We start from the raw sequence: 14,071 nt of genomic DNA on the forward strand, positions 1-14,071 counted from the left end.
CGTGGTGCGGTCAGGTGCCGGGGTGGACCAGCGTGTACTCGGTGCCGAGGCCCTTGGTGCCGGTGTCGGCGTACAGCGTGACCTCCCCGTCGGACCAGCACACGACGAGGTCGTCGGCCGGGCCGTCGTGGCGGAAGGCGCCGGCGGTCAGCACCCGGGCCCGCTGCCACAGGCTGTTCGGGCCGCGCAGACGGGACTTGGTGCCGGGGCCCGCGGCCGAGGTACCGGCGTAGGTGTCGAGCGCGCCGTCCGCCCAGCGCACCAGCAGATCCCCGGCGGCCGTACCGCCGAAGTCGCCGCCGGTCAGCAGGGCCGCCTTGGTCCAGGTGCCGCCCGCGGGCAGGAGCCGGGTGCCGGTGCCGAGGCCGCCGGTGCCGACCCCCGGGTAGAGGGAGAGCCCGCCGTCGGCCCAGCGGACCAGCAGGCCGGTGCCCCCGTCGTCCCGGAACGCTCCGGCGGTGAACTGGGCGGCGTTCTTCCACACGGAGCCGGGTGCCGCCATCCGGATCTCCCGGCCGAGGCCCGAGGGGCCGGGCTGCGGGTAGAGGGTGACCTCGCCGTCGGACCAGCGCACCAGCAGCCCCGCCCGCCGGCCACCGGCGAAGGTGCCGCCGGCCACCGTACGGGCGTGGGTCCAGGTGGAGTTGGCCGGCCGCAGCCGCTTCTCGGCGCCGAACCCGCCCTTGCCGTCGCCCGGGTACAGGGTGACTCCGCCGTCGGACCACACCACCAGCAGATCGCCGTGCCGGTCACCGGTGTACTCGCCCGACGCCGTGAACGCGGCCTTGCGCCAGCGCCCGGCGCCGCCCGGCAGGCTGCCGTTCAGGCCCCGGTACGGGGGCAGGTCGGCGGGCGGGGCCTGATCGGCGACGGCGCGGGCGAGGAGGTTCGCGGCGTCGGCGCCGAACGCGGTGGCGTAGCTGATGTAGTCCACGTTGGCGTCGTTGCCGCCGCCGTTGTAGCCGCCGAGGTTGCCGATGACGTGGCCGGTGCGGGCGTCGTCCTTGTAGTCGGTGATCCAGGGGCTGCCGGAGACCCCGCCGTAGTAGCCGCCGCAGGTCATCGACAGCTGCCGGTAGCCGCGCAACTGACTGGTGGGGACCGTGCACTTGACCGCGCGTCCGGCGCTGTTGTGCCGGTGGGAGGGGTAGCCGACGACGGTGACGCCCCGGTGGGTGTAGCCGGCGGGCCGGGTGAAGGTCAGTCCGCCGCCCACCGCGTCCTGGAGGGACTTGCCCCACTGGTTGGCCGAGACCCGGGCGAACGCGGTGTCCAGGTCGGAGGCGGCCTTCTTGGTGGTGGACGAGCCCCGGTCGGGCACGTACCGCGGGTCGGTGAAGATCCGCTTGACGGGGAAGATGCCGTACGGCTGCCGGTCCGGGGCCGCGCCCTTCACGAACTTGGGGACGAAGATGTAGTCGCCCGTCATGCCCCGCGCGCAGTGGGCCGCGGTGAGCACGATGTTCCGGGCCTTGGTGTCGATGACGCTGCCGGTGCAGTGCCAGGTGGTGCCGCGCGGTCCGTCGGAGCCGAAGAACGTGCCGACCAGCCGGGTGCCCCGGAACAGGGTGCCCTTCGGCCGGGCCGCCGCGGCCGCCGCGGACGACGGTGTCGTCGGGGCGTGCCGCAGCGCGTCGAGCGGCTGGGCTGCGGCCATGCGCTCGGCGGTCCAGAAACGCGCCGCCTGCCGCGCGTCCTGCCCGGCGGCCGGCGCGGGAGCCCCGGCGTGCGCGGCCGGTACCGCGACCGCGGTCAGCACCGCGCAGAGCAGGGCGACGACCACCCCGCGCCCGCCGCGCACGGAGGGCCTTCCGGGCGAGTCCGGGTGCCCGCAGGAGTCCGGGTTTCGGTACGAGAACACTGCTGCTTCCCCCCTGGTCGATGGAGCGGACCGGGGCGCGGCGGTGCGGTGTGCCGCGGTGCTGCGCTGGTCGGGCGCGCACCGAGGACTCGTCGCGGAAGTCCCCCGATCATGCGCGGTGATCTTCGCACAAGCGAGCGAAACGGGCCAACTCGCCGCTTACAACCGGCTTTCTGACCCGCCTTCTGACGGCTTCCGCTCCGGCTCTCTACTGCCGGTACCCGGCGAGGAACCTGCCGATCCGGCCGATGGCCGCCTCCAGATCCTCCGCGTACGGCAGGGTCAGGATGCGGAAGTGGTCGGGCGCGGGCCAGTTGAAGCCGGTGCCCTGGACCACCTGGATCTTCTCGCGCAGCAGCAGGTCCAGGACGAACTTCTCGTCGTCGTGGATCGGGTGCACCTTGGGGTCGATGCGCGGGAAGGCGTACAGCGCACCCTTGGGCTTGACGCAGGACACGCCGGGGATCTCGTTGAGCTTCTCCCAGGCCACGGTCCGCTGCTCGTGCAACCGGCCGCCGGGCCGGGTCAGTTCGCGGATGGACTGGCGTCCGCCGAGCGCGGCCTGGATGGCGTACTGCGCGGGCGCGTTGGCACACAGCCGCATGGAGGCCAGCATGGTCAGGCCCTCCAGGTAGTCCTTGGCGTGCTGCTTGGGGCCGGTGACGACCAGCCAGCCGGAACGGAAGCCCGCCACCCGGTAGGTCTTGGACAGCCCGCAGAAGGTGAGGACGACCAGGTCGGGGGCGAGCGCGGCGGCCGAGTGGTGCACGGCGTCGTCGTACAGGATCTGGTCGTAGATCTCGTCGGCGAACACCATCAGGCCGTGCCGGCGGGCGAGATCGAGGATGCCCTCGACGATCTCCTTCGGATAGACCGCACCCGTCGGGTTGTTGGGGTTGATGATGACCACGGCCTTGGTGCGGTCGGTGATCTTCGCCGCCATGTCGGCCAGGTCGGGGTTCCAGTCGGCCTGTTCGTCGCACAGGTAGTGCACGGCCTTGCCGCCGGCCAGCGTGGTGGCGGCCGTCCACAGCGGGAAGTCCGGCGCGGGGATGAGGATCTCGTCGCCGTCCTCCACCAGCGCCTGGACGGCCATGGAGACCAGTTCCGAGACGCCGTTGCCCAGGAAGACGTCGTCCACGTCGACGTCCAGGCCCAGGGTCTGGTAGCGCTGGGCGACCGCGCGGCGGGCGGAGAGGACGCCCCGGGAGTCGGTGTAGCCGTGCGCCCGCGGCAGCATCCGGATCATGTCCTGGAGGATCTCCTCCGGCGCCTCGAAGCCGAAGGCCGCGGGGTTGCCGGTGTTCAGGCGCAGCACGCTGTGCCCCGCCTCCTCCAGCGCGTTGGCGTGCTCGATCACCGGGCCGCGGATCTCGTAGCACACCTCGCTGAGCTTGTTGGACTGCCGGAACTCCATGGGCCCCTCCGGAAACTCGTGTTGCTTGGTTTTACCAAGTGAGAGCTTGGAAAGTCCAACAACGCGTCTACACTGCGTCGCATGTCACCTCGCCGAAGCTACGACCAGTACTGTTCCGCGGCCCGTGCCCTCGATCTGGTCGGCGACCGCTGGACCCTGCTGATCGTCCGGGAGCTGCTCGCCGGTCCCCGCCGCTACACGGACCTGCACGCGGACCTGCCCGGCGTGAGCACGGACGTACTCGCCTCACGGCTGAAGGAGATGGAACGCGACGGCCTGACGACCCGGCGCCGGCTGCCCCCGCCGGGCGCCGCGTACGTGTACGAACTCACCGCCCGTGGCCGCGAGTTGCTGCCGGTCCTCCAGGCGCTCGGCACCTGGGGCGCGCGGGAACTGGGCGAGCGCAGGCCCACCGACGCCGTGCGGGCGCACTGGTTCGCGCTGCCGCTGCTGCGCGCGCTGGAGGGCGAGGGCCTCCTCGAAGTACGCCTGGAGGAGGGGGAGTTCCACCTCCGCGTCGGCGCCGAGGAGGGGCCGGTCTACGGCGACGGGCCCGCCCCCGGCCCGGCCGACGCCCGCCTGGTGATGGACGCGGCGACCTGCGAGGCCGTCGCCCGAGGCGAACTGGCCCTGCCGGACGCGGTACGGGACGGGCGGGTGACGGTGACCGGGGAGGGCACTCTCGCCAAGGCACTGCGCGAGGCGTGACGCGGGGCTCGGCGGCCGGCGTGAGAAGGGCGCTGCGGCCCGGTGCGGTGGCCGACGTGACAACCGGGCGCTGCGGCCGGTGCGGCAAAGGCGAAGGCCCGCCGGAGCGGCGGGCCTTCACGGAATCTCAAGGACCTAACGGTCAGGCGCCCGGTGGCACCCGGGACGGCCGGCCCGCCCCGCGCGTCAGCGCGTAGCCGCCGATGCCGGCCAGCGCGGCCAGCACACCACCGATGCCGGTCCACACCCAGCGGTCCGACCACCAGCCGGACGACCAGCCGTCGCGGCCGAAGCTGGACAGCACGGCCTCCTTCGAACCCTCCTTCTCCTCTCCGGACTTGACGGCGATACCCGGGACGAGCGGCTTGCCCAGCGAGCCGTCGACCGCCGCCGCGCCGCCGATGTCCTTGGAGTCGACGCGTACTTCGGCGCCGACCGGCTGGCCGAGGTCGGAATCGGCGAGGTCCACCACCGTCAGCCGGATGTAGTACGTGCCCGGCAGCGGGTCGTTGGCCCACGGCTCCGACCAGCCGCGCACCGTACGCAGCACACAGGCCAGTTCCACGGAGCCGGCGTCCGGCGCGGCGGTGCGCGACTGGGCGCCGTACTGACAGGCCTGGCGGCGCCGCAGCCCGTCGTACACGTCGAGCTGCCAGGTCTCGGCGCCGTGCCTGGCCGGGAGCTTCACCGTCGCCTTGACGGTGGGGCGCTGCCCGGTGTCCGCCGGGAAGGACCAGTACAGGTAGTCGCCGGTGGAGCCGGAGGCGGTGGCCCGCTCGCCCTGCTCGATCTCCGCCGCCGTACGGAACGAGGTGCCCGCCTGGGTGGGCGCGCCGTCGTCGGCCGAGGCGCCCGGCGAGGGCGAGGAGTCCGCGGCGGCCGGCCCGGCGGCCAGCCCCAGCGCCAGCAGCGCGGCGCCCAGCACTCGTGTGATCCGCATCAGTTCGTCCTCCAGACCGAGACCCGCCAGCGCGACAGCCAGCCCCACAGCAGACCCGCGAGGAAGCCGGCCAGCACCAGGGCACCGAGCAGCCACCAGCCACGGCCGAGACCGAAGGCGGCCACGTCGCGGTGGCCCGAGGGGCCGTCCACCACATCGAGGGTCAGCTCCAGCGGCAGACCTGGTGTGGTCTTCACGCCCGAGGCCGCCGAGAAGGACTGGGTGACCTGGAGACACACCGTCTCCGCGGGCGCCGAGTCGTCGTCGCTGTCCTGCTTCGGGTAGCGCAGACCGGTGGAGATGACGTCCGTACGGCCGGTGCCCGCGGCCTCGCCGCGCACGATCTCCCGGCCGTGCACGGTCACCGCCCGCAGCAGCACCCCGTAGTGGGGGTTCACGGCCCGGTCGTCCGCCACGCTCACCGAGGCGCGCAGCTCCTGTCCGGGCTCGACGTCCACCTTGTACCAGCGCTGCTGCCCGAACTCCTCGCGGTCGGTGTAGAGACCGGACTTCAGGACGGGGGCCTTCTCGCACCGGTCGGCGCCCTCGGTGGCGACCGGGGTCACCACCGGATCCGCCGCCCGGTCAACCAACTGGCCGACCCGGTCGCTCAGTTCCTCCTTGTGCCGGACGTCGGTGTAGGTACCGCCGGTGGCGTCCGCGATGCAGCTGAGCTGGGCGCGGGTCTTGGCGTCGGGCACCAGGCCGAGGGTGTCGATGGTCAGGCCGATGCCCTTGGCCGCTATCTCCCGGGCCACCTCGCACGGGTCGAGCGGCTGGCAGGTGTCCTCGCCGTCACTGATCAGCACGATACGGCGGGTGCCGTTGCCGCCGTTCAGATCGTCCGCCGCCTTCAGCAGCGCGGGTCCGATCGGCGTCCAGCCGGTGGGCGACAGCGTGGCCACCGCCGTCTTCGCGTCGGTCCGGTCCAGCGGGCCCACCGGGTACAGCTGCGCGGTGTCCTTGCAGCCCTCCTTGCGGTCGTTGCCGCGGTAGTTGGCGCCGAGCGTACGGATGCCGAGCCGGACCTCCTCGGGCGTCGCGTCCAGCACCTCGTTGAACGCCTGCTTCGCCGCGGCCATCCGGGTGCCGCCGTCGATGTCCCGGGTCCGCATGGAACCACTGACGTCCAGCACGAGTTCGACCTTCGGAGCGTCCTGCTCCGTCTCGTCGGCGACCGCGCCGGAGGGGAACGCGATCCCGGCGGTCAGGGCGGCGAACAGAGCACAGACTCCCACCGCCAGCCGTTGTCTTCTGATCATCGCCGGATCCTATTGATCAGACACGCCGGACTCCAAAACGCCGGGTGGGGGCGGACGGTGGGCGCGGGGGCGAGCAGAGCGGGCGGGGCCCGGGCCGGCCGGTGCCAGGTCGTGCCCGAGGTGCTCGGGCGGGAGGCGCGCGGCGGGGCGGCGCCCCGGGTCGCGCACTCGCCCAGCCGCACCATCGGCACCAGCCGCGCCGACCGCCCGCCCCGACCCGTACTCAGCGCGGCACCGATCGCGGCTGCGGCAGCTGCGCCCAGAGGTCCCCCGTACCGGCGGGGGACAGGCGCATCAGCGTCAGCGCCTTCGCGGGGAGCGGGGCCTCGCGCAGGGCGGGCAGGTCCGGGGTGGGCGGGAGGCCGGGGAGGGTTGCCTCCAGGGCGGTGGCCAAGGCCCCGGCGGAGCCTGCCGTGCCGGCCAGGGCACCGCACAGCAGGGAGCCGAAGAGCTTGCGGCGCAGGGCCGTCGGGTCGTCGGTGATCAGCCGGCCGGTGAGGGCGGGCGGGGTGATGCCGTGCCGGGCCAGCCGGGCGGGGCTGACGCGGATGTCGGCCAGATCCCGGTAGACCAGCCGCAGCGGCGTGCCGTCCGCCGCCAGCACCACCAGGAGGTTCTGGCCGTGGGCCTCCAGCGCCACGCCCAGATCCAGCAGCCGCAGGCCCACCGTGAGCGCCAGCCGGGCGAACTCCGCCAGCCAGCCGGGACGGCCGGGCAACGGCGTGGTGGCGAGCGCGGCCACCGGCACCACCCGCTCACCCGGCCCCGCGTACACCTCCGGCGGCTCACGCAGCAGCGCGGCCAGATCGGGGGAGTGCGCGGTGACCGCCCCGAGCGTGCGGGTCAGGTGCAGCAGCCCGCCGGTGCGCGTCACCAGCTCCTCGGCGAAGGCGGACAGCGGCGCCGCCGCCCGCACCGAGTAGGCGGAGATGTCCCGCACCGACGACGTCAGCCGGGCGCTCAGCGCCGTCTTCACATGCGGGCCGCCGGGCAGCGCCAGCGTACGCAGGGACATCAGCGGCCGGGCCGGGCGCCACACGTCGTACGACCGCTTGAGCACATGCGCCGCCTGCCAGGGATGCACCGGCAGCAACAGTCTTCCGCCGTCCCGGAGTTCCGCGGGCCACTGCCCCGACACCAGGCAGTCGGCCGCCGGTACCGGTACCGTGCCCAGCTCCACCACCGGGCCGTGCTCCGGGCCGTACGCCAGCTGCTCCGCCACCGAGAAACCGGGCCGGGACCGGCAGCCCGGGTGGAAGGGGTGCCCGTCGGTCACCCGCCGCTCCCACTCCCAGTCCCTCCCCCCGCCCTCGGCCGGGGGCCACTCGTCCCCCCGCCGCTCCGCGCCGGCCCGGGACAGTGCCAGCGACGCCACGCTGTGCGCCAGCTCCGCCACGAACCCGGCCGCGCCCGGCCCCCCGAGCGCGTCCATCAGCCGCGCCGGATCGTCGTACCGCTCCCGGTCCAGGTGCACGGCGGTGACGTACCCGGCGGTGGCGTACGGGTCCGCATGCGGCCCGCGCAGCCGCCGCCCGTCGGACAGGCGCACCGCGAGCCCGTGCGCGCCGGACTCCCGGCCGGTGACGAACGGCAGCGGCTCGTACGCCAGCGCCCGCCACAGCCGGGTCAGCACGGCGGCCCGCGCGCCGGGCAGCTCCGCCGCGTAACCGGGCAGCAGTTCCGGCCGGACGGCGGCCAGTTCCTCGGCGAACACGGACTCGGTGGCGGGAGCAGGGTGCACGATCGGCTCCTGGGGTAGGCGGGGCACGGCACGATTGTCGGGGACCGCCGGGTACGGCAGTACCGGAACCGGTCGGGTACGGCGGGCCGGGCGCGGCCGGGACGGTTGTTGCGGGACCGGTCGGGTGCGGCGGTGTCGGGAACGGTCGGGTACGGCTGTGTCGGGCATGGCCGGGTACGGCTGTGCCGGGCGTGGCCGGACGGTTGCCGCGCGAACCGGTCGGGTACGGCAGTGCCGGTACCCCCGCGCACGGCAGGGGTGGGGAGCGCCGGGCACGGCAGCCATACTGATCGTCCCCGGCTTCCCGCCGACGCGCCCCGCGTGCGCCGGGACGACCGTGGGCCCCTGGACGACGGACGAATGGAACGCGTGGACCTCACACCCCCCACCGGCGAGGCCGGCCGCCCGGCCGACGCGTACGCGGCAGCGCCCCTGCTCAACTGCCTGCTGCGGGAGGTGGCCGTGCCGCTCCCGGAGGCCGGTGACCGCGGGACGCACCGGCTGCCGGACGTCGGTGACCGCCGGGCCTACCGGCTGCCCGACGGCCGGCTGCTGCGGGTGCGCGCCGGGCGCCGGCCCGCCGACCCCGAGCTGTACGCGGCCGGCGCCTGGCACCGGATCGGCCACCCGGAACTGGTCAAACTGGTCGCGGAGGTGCTGCGCCGGCACACCGGGCTGCCCGGCGGCGATCTGCCCGCCGAGATGATCGACAGCCGGGACGCGGTCGCCGCCCTGCTCACCGCCCGCGCGAGGGCCACGCCCCCCGCGGACCCGTATCTGCGCTCCGAGCAGTCCCTGCTCACCGGCCACCCCTTCCACCCGGCCCCCAAGGCGCGCGGCGGCGGCCCGGTCGCGTCCTGGCTGCCGTACGCGCCCGAGGCGCACGCCCGTTTCCCGCTGGTGCTGCTCGGCGTCCGCGAGGACCAGGTGGCGGAGGAGGGCGACACCGGAGCGCTGGACGCCCTCGGCACCGCCCCGCCGGGCTACCGGCTGCTGCCCGCCCACCCCTGGCAGCTCGACCTCACCGCCCGCGAACTCGCCCCCGCCTTCGCCGACGGCCGGCTGCTGCGGCTCGGCACCACCGCGTTCCCGGTCTGGCCGACGGCCGCCGTCCGCACGGTGTACGAGCCCCGCCGCGACCTGTTCCTGAAGTTCAGCCTGGACGTACGCATCACCAACGACATCCGCCGGCTGTGGCGCCACGACCTGCGCCGGCTGCGCCGTACCGACACCGCCGCCGGGCGTGCCTTCGCGGCACTGGGCCCGCCCGCGGCCTGGCTGAGCGACCGCGGCTACCGCACCGCCGCCTTCGCCTTCGAGGAACTGGCCGTACTGGTCCGCGACGGGCTGCGCGGCCACCTCCTGCCGGGTGCCACCCCGTTGCTCGCGGCGGGCCTTGCCGAGGGCTTCGAGGACAGTCCGCTGGCCGCCACGGACGACCCGGGCGGGTGGTGGGAGGCGTATCTGCGGCAGGTCGTACCGCCCGCCCTGACCGCGTTCGGCACCCACGGGGTGGTCCTGGAGGCCCATCTGCAGAACACCCTGGTCGCCGTGGACGCGGCCGGCACACCCGTGCAGGCCCTGTTCCGGGACGCCGAGGGGGCCAAGCTGCTGCCGGACGTGAGCCGCGCGTCGGGCTGGGAGCGCCTGGTGTACTGCCTGGTCGTCAACCACCTCACCGAGATCGCCGGGGCCCTCGCCGACCACCATCCCGGCTACGACCCGTGGCCCGCCGTGCGCCACGAACTCGCCCGGCACGACCTGCCCGAGATCCCCGCGCTGCTCACCGCGCCCACCCTGCCCGGCAAGACCAACCTGCTGCTGCGCTGGACGGCGGCGGACGGCGCGGACGCCCGCTACCTGCCACTGCCCAACCCGCTGCTGGGCGACTGAATCCGGCCACCGTGTCGCTCGGCGCATCGTTGCCCGCGAGATGTCTCTTCGGCGTTCGTGGTCGCCCAGCTCGTGACGCTTGCCACCGTCTGGGCGTCCTTGCAGCAGGGCGGTCCCGGTGACCCGCCTCCGTCGCCGTAGCGCGGTTCGCAGCGGCACAGGGCAGTGGCCCAGTCGTTCCCCTCACGAGCCGCAGAACTCGGCGTCGACGACCCGCTGTTCGTGGACGTTCCAGTCGCCGTTGAAGTTCAGCGACAGCACGTGATCGCCGTCGGCCGTCGCCATGGTCTCCGAGATGGAGCCCTGGATGCCGCCGTTGTGCCCCCACACCTCGGTGCCGCAGGGCAACGTCATCTTCATCAGTCCCAGGCCGTAGGAGAAGTTCGGCACGTTCTCGATCGACACGGTCGTCATCATCTTCTCCAGCTGAGGCTTCTGAAGGAGCCGGCCGGAGAACAGGGCCCGGTAGAACCGGTTGAGATCACGGTTGTTGGAGATCATCTCTCCGGCGGCGCCCGCGAAGGAGGGGTTCAGCTCGGTGACGTCGTAGATCGCGCTGTCCGGCTCGCCGGGTCCGGCGAGTTCCCCGGTGAGCTTCGAGTAGGCGCGCCCGCTCGGTCCCGGCAGGCGGGCGCTGGTGCCCGGCACACTGGTGGAGTCCAGGCCCAGGGGGCGCAGGACGCGGTGCTCGATCTCGTGGGCGTAGGTGTGGCCGGTGGCCTTCTGGATCACCATGGAGGCGATGACGTAGTTGGTGTCGGAGTAACTCCAGCCGTCGCCGGGGGCGAAGTCGGGCCGGTGGGACATGGCGAGCCGCACGATCCGGCGGGGCGTCCAGGTGTCGTAGCGGTGCCGGAGGAAGTCGGTGCTGAACTCCTTCCTTTTGAAGGTCTCGTCGTCGGTGTAGCTGTAGATGCCGCTGGTGTGGTTGAGGAGCCGCACGAGTTCGACCTTGCTGCCGTCGTTGCCGTTCCCCGCCACCAGACCCGGCAGCCAGTCGTCCACGGTGTCGTCCAGGCTGAGTTTTCCTTCGGCCTCCAGCTGGAGCATCACCGTGGCCACGAACGTCTTGGTGATCGAGCCGATCCGGAAGCGGCCATCGGCGCGCGGCTTCCGGCCGGTCGCCGGATCCGCCGTTCCCGCACGCCCCGCCCAGGTGGTGCGCCCCCGCTCGGCGAGGGCGATACCGCCGGGCGGTCCTTCCCGCACGACCGAGTCCAAGGCCGCCTGGGTGGCCCCGTGTCCGCCGCGCGCGACCGACGCGTCCTCGGGGCCCGCGGCCGACGCCGGCAGGGTGAGGCCGGCGGTGATCGCCGCCGTCACCAGCGCCCCTACGGCAGTGACCCGCAGCCTGCGCCCACCGCGCCCGCGGCCACCCCGCCCGGACGAACGTGCCCCGTCCGCAGTACACGCCTGCTCGTACACGGAAGACTCCCGGTTGTCGGGTGACGACTGAACCGGGCCCAGTATTTTCGCTCAGGGTACGGGTGGGGGATACCGCCGGCCCCCTGCTTGCGGGTAGGGCTGTCCCCCGGCGTGCCCGGCGTGCCCGGCGTGCCCGGCGGCGGGCGGTGCCTGGCGGGCCTGCGGTGCGGCGGGGGCGAAAGGGCCGTCCAGGGCCGCCCATTGCAGGAGCATGATGGTCTTGCCGTCGGTGATGCGTCCGTCGCGGGTCATGGCGAGGGCCTCGGCGAAGGGCAGTTCGAGGACCTCGATGTCCTCCCCCTCCTCCTCGATTCCGCCGCCGGTTCCGGTCCGGTCGCCGGGGGAGTAGGGGGCGGCGAAGAAGTGGAGGCGTTCGGTGACGGAGCCGGGGCTCATATAGGCGTCGAGGACGTGGGTGAGCCGGCCGAGGGTGACGCCGAGTTCTTCGGCCGCCTCCCGGCGGATGGCGGCGGGCGGATCGTCGGCGTCGAGCAGTCCCGCGGCGGCTTCGATGAGCATGCCGTCGGGGTGGTCGTTGACGTAGGCCGGGTAGCGGAACTGGCGGGTGAGCAGGACGCGTTCGCGTGCGGTGTCGTAGGGCAGGACGACCGCGCCGTTGCCGCGGTCGTATGTCTCGCGTGCCTGCCTTTCCCAGCGTCCGTCGCGGCGGCGGTAGTCGAAGGTGGTGCGTCGCAGGACGTGCCAGCCCTGAGAGGTGAGTTCGACGTCGCGGACGACGACATCGGGGTTGCGGCGCAGATCGCGTCCCGCCTGGTCGAGGCCGATGCGGCCGCGGTGGTCGGGGGTGTCCACGCCGGGCCGGGGACTCATGCGTCCCCCTGCCGGTTCAGGGGCGGGATCTGCGCGATGTCGTAGTAGACGGGCAGGCCGCGGCGGCGTGCGGTGGCGACGTCCTGGTCGGCTCCCCGGGAGTCGCCGGGCAGGCGCAGCACGGCGTCGCAGCGGGCCAGCAGACGTTCGGCGGCCGGGTACAGCACCTCGTCGGCGAGGGGATCGGTGGGGCCCGCGCCGGCCGAGCGCAGAACGGGCAGGGCGATCCATTCTCCGATGACGGGAAGGTGGCCCGCGGCGAAGACGGGCCATGCGGCCGCTTCGAGCCGTGCGAGGTTGGCGGCCATGGCCTGCGGGTCGCCGTTGGTGCCGGAGCGATAGGGCCCGGCGATGAGGATGAGCAGGGGCTTGTCGGTCATGGGCGCTACAGTACATGCAGAAACGTGCAAGAACAGGAGAGAATGCGGATGCTGGCTGCTGAACGGCGTGACCACCTGCTGGGCCTGCTCGCCCGGGAGGGCAAGATCGTCGCCAAGGACGTCGCCGCCGAGCTGCGGATTTCCGAGGACACCGTGCGGCGCGACCTGCGCGACCTGGCCGGCGAGGGGTTGTGCCAGCGGGTCTACGGCGGCGCGCTTCCCGTTTCACCGGCGGTGGCGGACTACGGCGCCCGGCAGGCCGTGGCTCCGGACGGTAAACGGAAGGTCGCCTCGGTGGCCGCCGGGCTGGTGCGGCCCGGCGGCGTGGTGATCCTCGACGGAGGCACCACCGCCCTGGCCGTCGTCCACGCGCTGCCGAAGGATCTGGCCTGTACGGTGATCACCCACAGCCCGACGATCGCCGCCGCGCTGCTCGACCATCCGCGAGCCGAGGTCTTCGTACTCGGCGGCCGCCTGTTCAAGCACTCGGCGGTCACCTGCGGCGCGGCCGCCGTCGAGGCCGCGCAGAACGTCTCCGCCGACCTCTTCCTCCTCGGCGTCACCGGCGTGCACCCCGAGGCGGGGCTGACCACCGGCGACGCCGAGGACGCCGCGATGAAACGCGCCCTCGCGGCACGGGCCGCGGACACCTACGTCCTCGCCTCCTCCGAGAAGATCGGCACCGCTTCCCGGTACCGCGTCCTGCCCTGGGAAGAGGTCAGCGGACTCATCACGGACGCGGCCCCGCACGACCCGGTGGTCGAGCGGCTCATGGCGGACGGGGTCGAAGTGCTGACGGCGGGCTGACCACCACGGGCCCGCCTGGGCCGGCCTCCAGGAGGCGGTCGGGAAGCCGTCCCTCGCTCGGACCGGCCACCACCGGCAGGACGGGCCGGAGCCTGCCCGCCGCCACCGCGACGGGCGAGCGCGCGCCCGAAGACCATGCCGGCGGACGCGGTACGCGGTACGGCGAAAGCGGGCCCTGCCACCCGCACCCCCTCAACGAGCGTGTACGTACGCGGATCCCGCGATGCGGAGGGCGGTGTGGGCGTCGCGGCACCGGTTCCGGGCGGCTTCCAACTCCGCCTCCACGTCGGGCGCGAACCGGCCGTCGGCCGCCGCGCCCAGGACTATGTCGTGCAGGTCCACGGCCGTCCGCCACGCGGTCTCGGCGGCGCCCAGCAGCGCGGGGTCCGAGACGACGAGCAGTCCGACCCGGTCGCGGGCGACCGTGGCCGCGCTGCGGGTGGTCGCCCGGGCCGTGCGCTCCTCCTCCGTCCCGCCGGCACCGGCGCGCCGGGACTCGACGACCAGCCAGTGCACTTCACGGTGGCGGACGATGGCCTCCAGCAACTCGGCGACGGCGCGCGCCACCTCCTGACGGTGCGCGTAGTCGCGGGCCCGCCGGTCACCGGACCGCTGGACGTATCCCGCCAGGGCGGCACCGGCCAGGGTGCCGAGCACGGCCACGATGCTGGACCACATCGGTCAGGACTCCTTCGGGATTCGGCGGGTATCCGCGACGGCTCGTCATGGCGTCAAGACGGCTCCGCCCTGCCCGACGGTTCACACCGTGCCCCGGCGATGCCCCGTGCGGCGCACTCGTCAAGTCG

12 protein-coding genes are annotated in these 14,071 nt (G+C 73.7%); 3 read left to right on the top strand and 9 right to left on the bottom strand.

Annotated features, from left to right (window positions below; all coding sequences use genetic code 11):
- Positions 1-10: 10 nt before the first annotated feature.
- On the bottom strand, positions 11-1,861 hold the full coding sequence (locus HB370_RS31315; RefSeq protein WP_244405696.1) for a trypsin-like serine protease: 1,851 nt from the start codon (positions 1,859-1,861) through the stop codon (positions 11-13).
- A gap of 208 nt (positions 1,862-2,069) precedes the next feature.
- Complete coding sequence (locus HB370_RS31320) at positions 2,070-3,278, bottom strand: pyridoxal phosphate-dependent aminotransferase (protein ID WP_030778025.1); 1,209 nt, start codon at positions 3,276-3,278, stop codon at positions 2,070-2,072.
- An 81-nt stretch (positions 3,279-3,359) separates the two neighbouring features.
- On the opposite strand from HB370_RS31320, the gene HB370_RS31325 reads away from it, so the two are divergent.
- Complete coding sequence (locus HB370_RS31325) at positions 3,360-3,986, top strand: winged helix-turn-helix transcriptional regulator (RefSeq protein ID WP_030778027.1); 627 nt, start codon at positions 3,360-3,362, stop codon at positions 3,984-3,986.
- A 142-nt stretch (positions 3,987-4,128) separates the two neighbouring features.
- On the opposite strand, the gene HB370_RS31330 is transcribed toward HB370_RS31325, so the two are convergent.
- The 3 genes from HB370_RS31330 to HB370_RS31340 all read right to left on the bottom strand — a co-directional run bounded on the left by HB370_RS31330 (position 4,129) and on the right by HB370_RS31340 (position 7,929).
- Positions 4,129-4,926 carry a hypothetical protein gene (locus tag HB370_RS31330; protein WP_030778029.1) on the bottom strand — a complete coding sequence of 266 codons (798 nt, stop codon included), beginning with the start codon at positions 4,924-4,926 and terminating at the stop codon, positions 4,129-4,131.
- Entirely contained in the window at positions 4,926-6,188 is a 1,263-nt protein-coding gene (locus HB370_RS31335; protein ID WP_030778032.1) for a VWA domain-containing protein, read from the bottom strand. The genes HB370_RS31330 and HB370_RS31335 overlap by 1 nt, the downstream gene beginning before the upstream one ends.
- 223 nt (positions 6,189-6,411) lie before the next feature.
- A complete protein-coding gene (locus HB370_RS31340) occupies positions 6,412-7,929 on the bottom strand; it encodes an IucA/IucC family siderophore biosynthesis protein (protein ID WP_030778034.1) in 1,518 nt (505 codons plus the stop codon).
- 360 nt (positions 7,930-8,289) lie between these two features.
- On the opposite strand from HB370_RS31340, the gene HB370_RS31345 reads away from it, so the two are divergent.
- Complete coding sequence (locus HB370_RS31345) at positions 8,290-9,822, top strand: IucA/IucC family protein (protein WP_030778036.1); 1,533 nt, start codon at positions 8,290-8,292, stop codon at positions 9,820-9,822.
- A gap of 183 nt (positions 9,823-10,005) precedes the next feature.
- Here HB370_RS31345 and HB370_RS31350 read toward each other — a convergent pair whose 3' ends face one another.
- The 3 genes from HB370_RS31350 to HB370_RS31360 all read right to left on the bottom strand — a co-directional run bounded on the left by HB370_RS31350 (position 10,006) and on the right by HB370_RS31360 (position 12,458).
- Positions 10,006-11,145 carry a serine hydrolase domain-containing protein gene (locus HB370_RS31350; RefSeq protein WP_244405698.1) on the bottom strand — a complete coding sequence of 380 codons (1,140 nt, stop codon included), beginning with the start codon at positions 11,143-11,145 and terminating at the stop codon, positions 10,006-10,008.
- Positions 11,146-11,298: 153 nt separating this feature from the next.
- On the bottom strand, positions 11,299-12,078 hold the full coding sequence (locus tag HB370_RS31355) for an NUDIX domain-containing protein (protein ID WP_078637387.1): 780 nt from the start codon (positions 12,076-12,078) through the stop codon (positions 11,299-11,301).
- The gene (locus HB370_RS31360; protein ID WP_030778043.1) at positions 12,075-12,458 is read right to left on the bottom strand and encodes a hypothetical protein; all 384 of its coding nucleotides are present in this window, start codon (positions 12,456-12,458) and stop codon (positions 12,075-12,077) included. The genes HB370_RS31355 and HB370_RS31360 overlap by 4 nt, the downstream gene beginning before the upstream one ends.
- A gap of 48 nt (positions 12,459-12,506) precedes the next feature.
- Between HB370_RS31360 and HB370_RS31365 the strand changes: the two genes are divergently transcribed.
- Positions 12,507-13,265, top strand: a complete 759-nt coding sequence (locus tag HB370_RS31365) for a DeoR/GlpR family DNA-binding transcription regulator (RefSeq protein ID WP_030778044.1) — start codon at positions 12,507-12,509, stop codon at positions 13,263-13,265.
- A gap of 192 nt (positions 13,266-13,457) precedes the next feature.
- Here the strand turns inward: HB370_RS31365 and HB370_RS31370 are convergent, their stop codons facing one another.
- A complete protein-coding gene (locus tag HB370_RS31370) occupies positions 13,458-13,943 on the bottom strand; it encodes a hypothetical protein (RefSeq protein WP_030778048.1) in 486 nt (161 codons plus the stop codon).
- Positions 13,944-14,071: the final 128 nt, after the last annotated feature.

Source organism: Streptomyces sp. DSM 40868, from assembly GCF_011820545.1.
GTDB classification, from domain to species: Bacteria; Actinomycetota; Actinomycetes; order Streptomycetales; family Streptomycetaceae; genus Streptomyces; species Streptomyces eurythermus.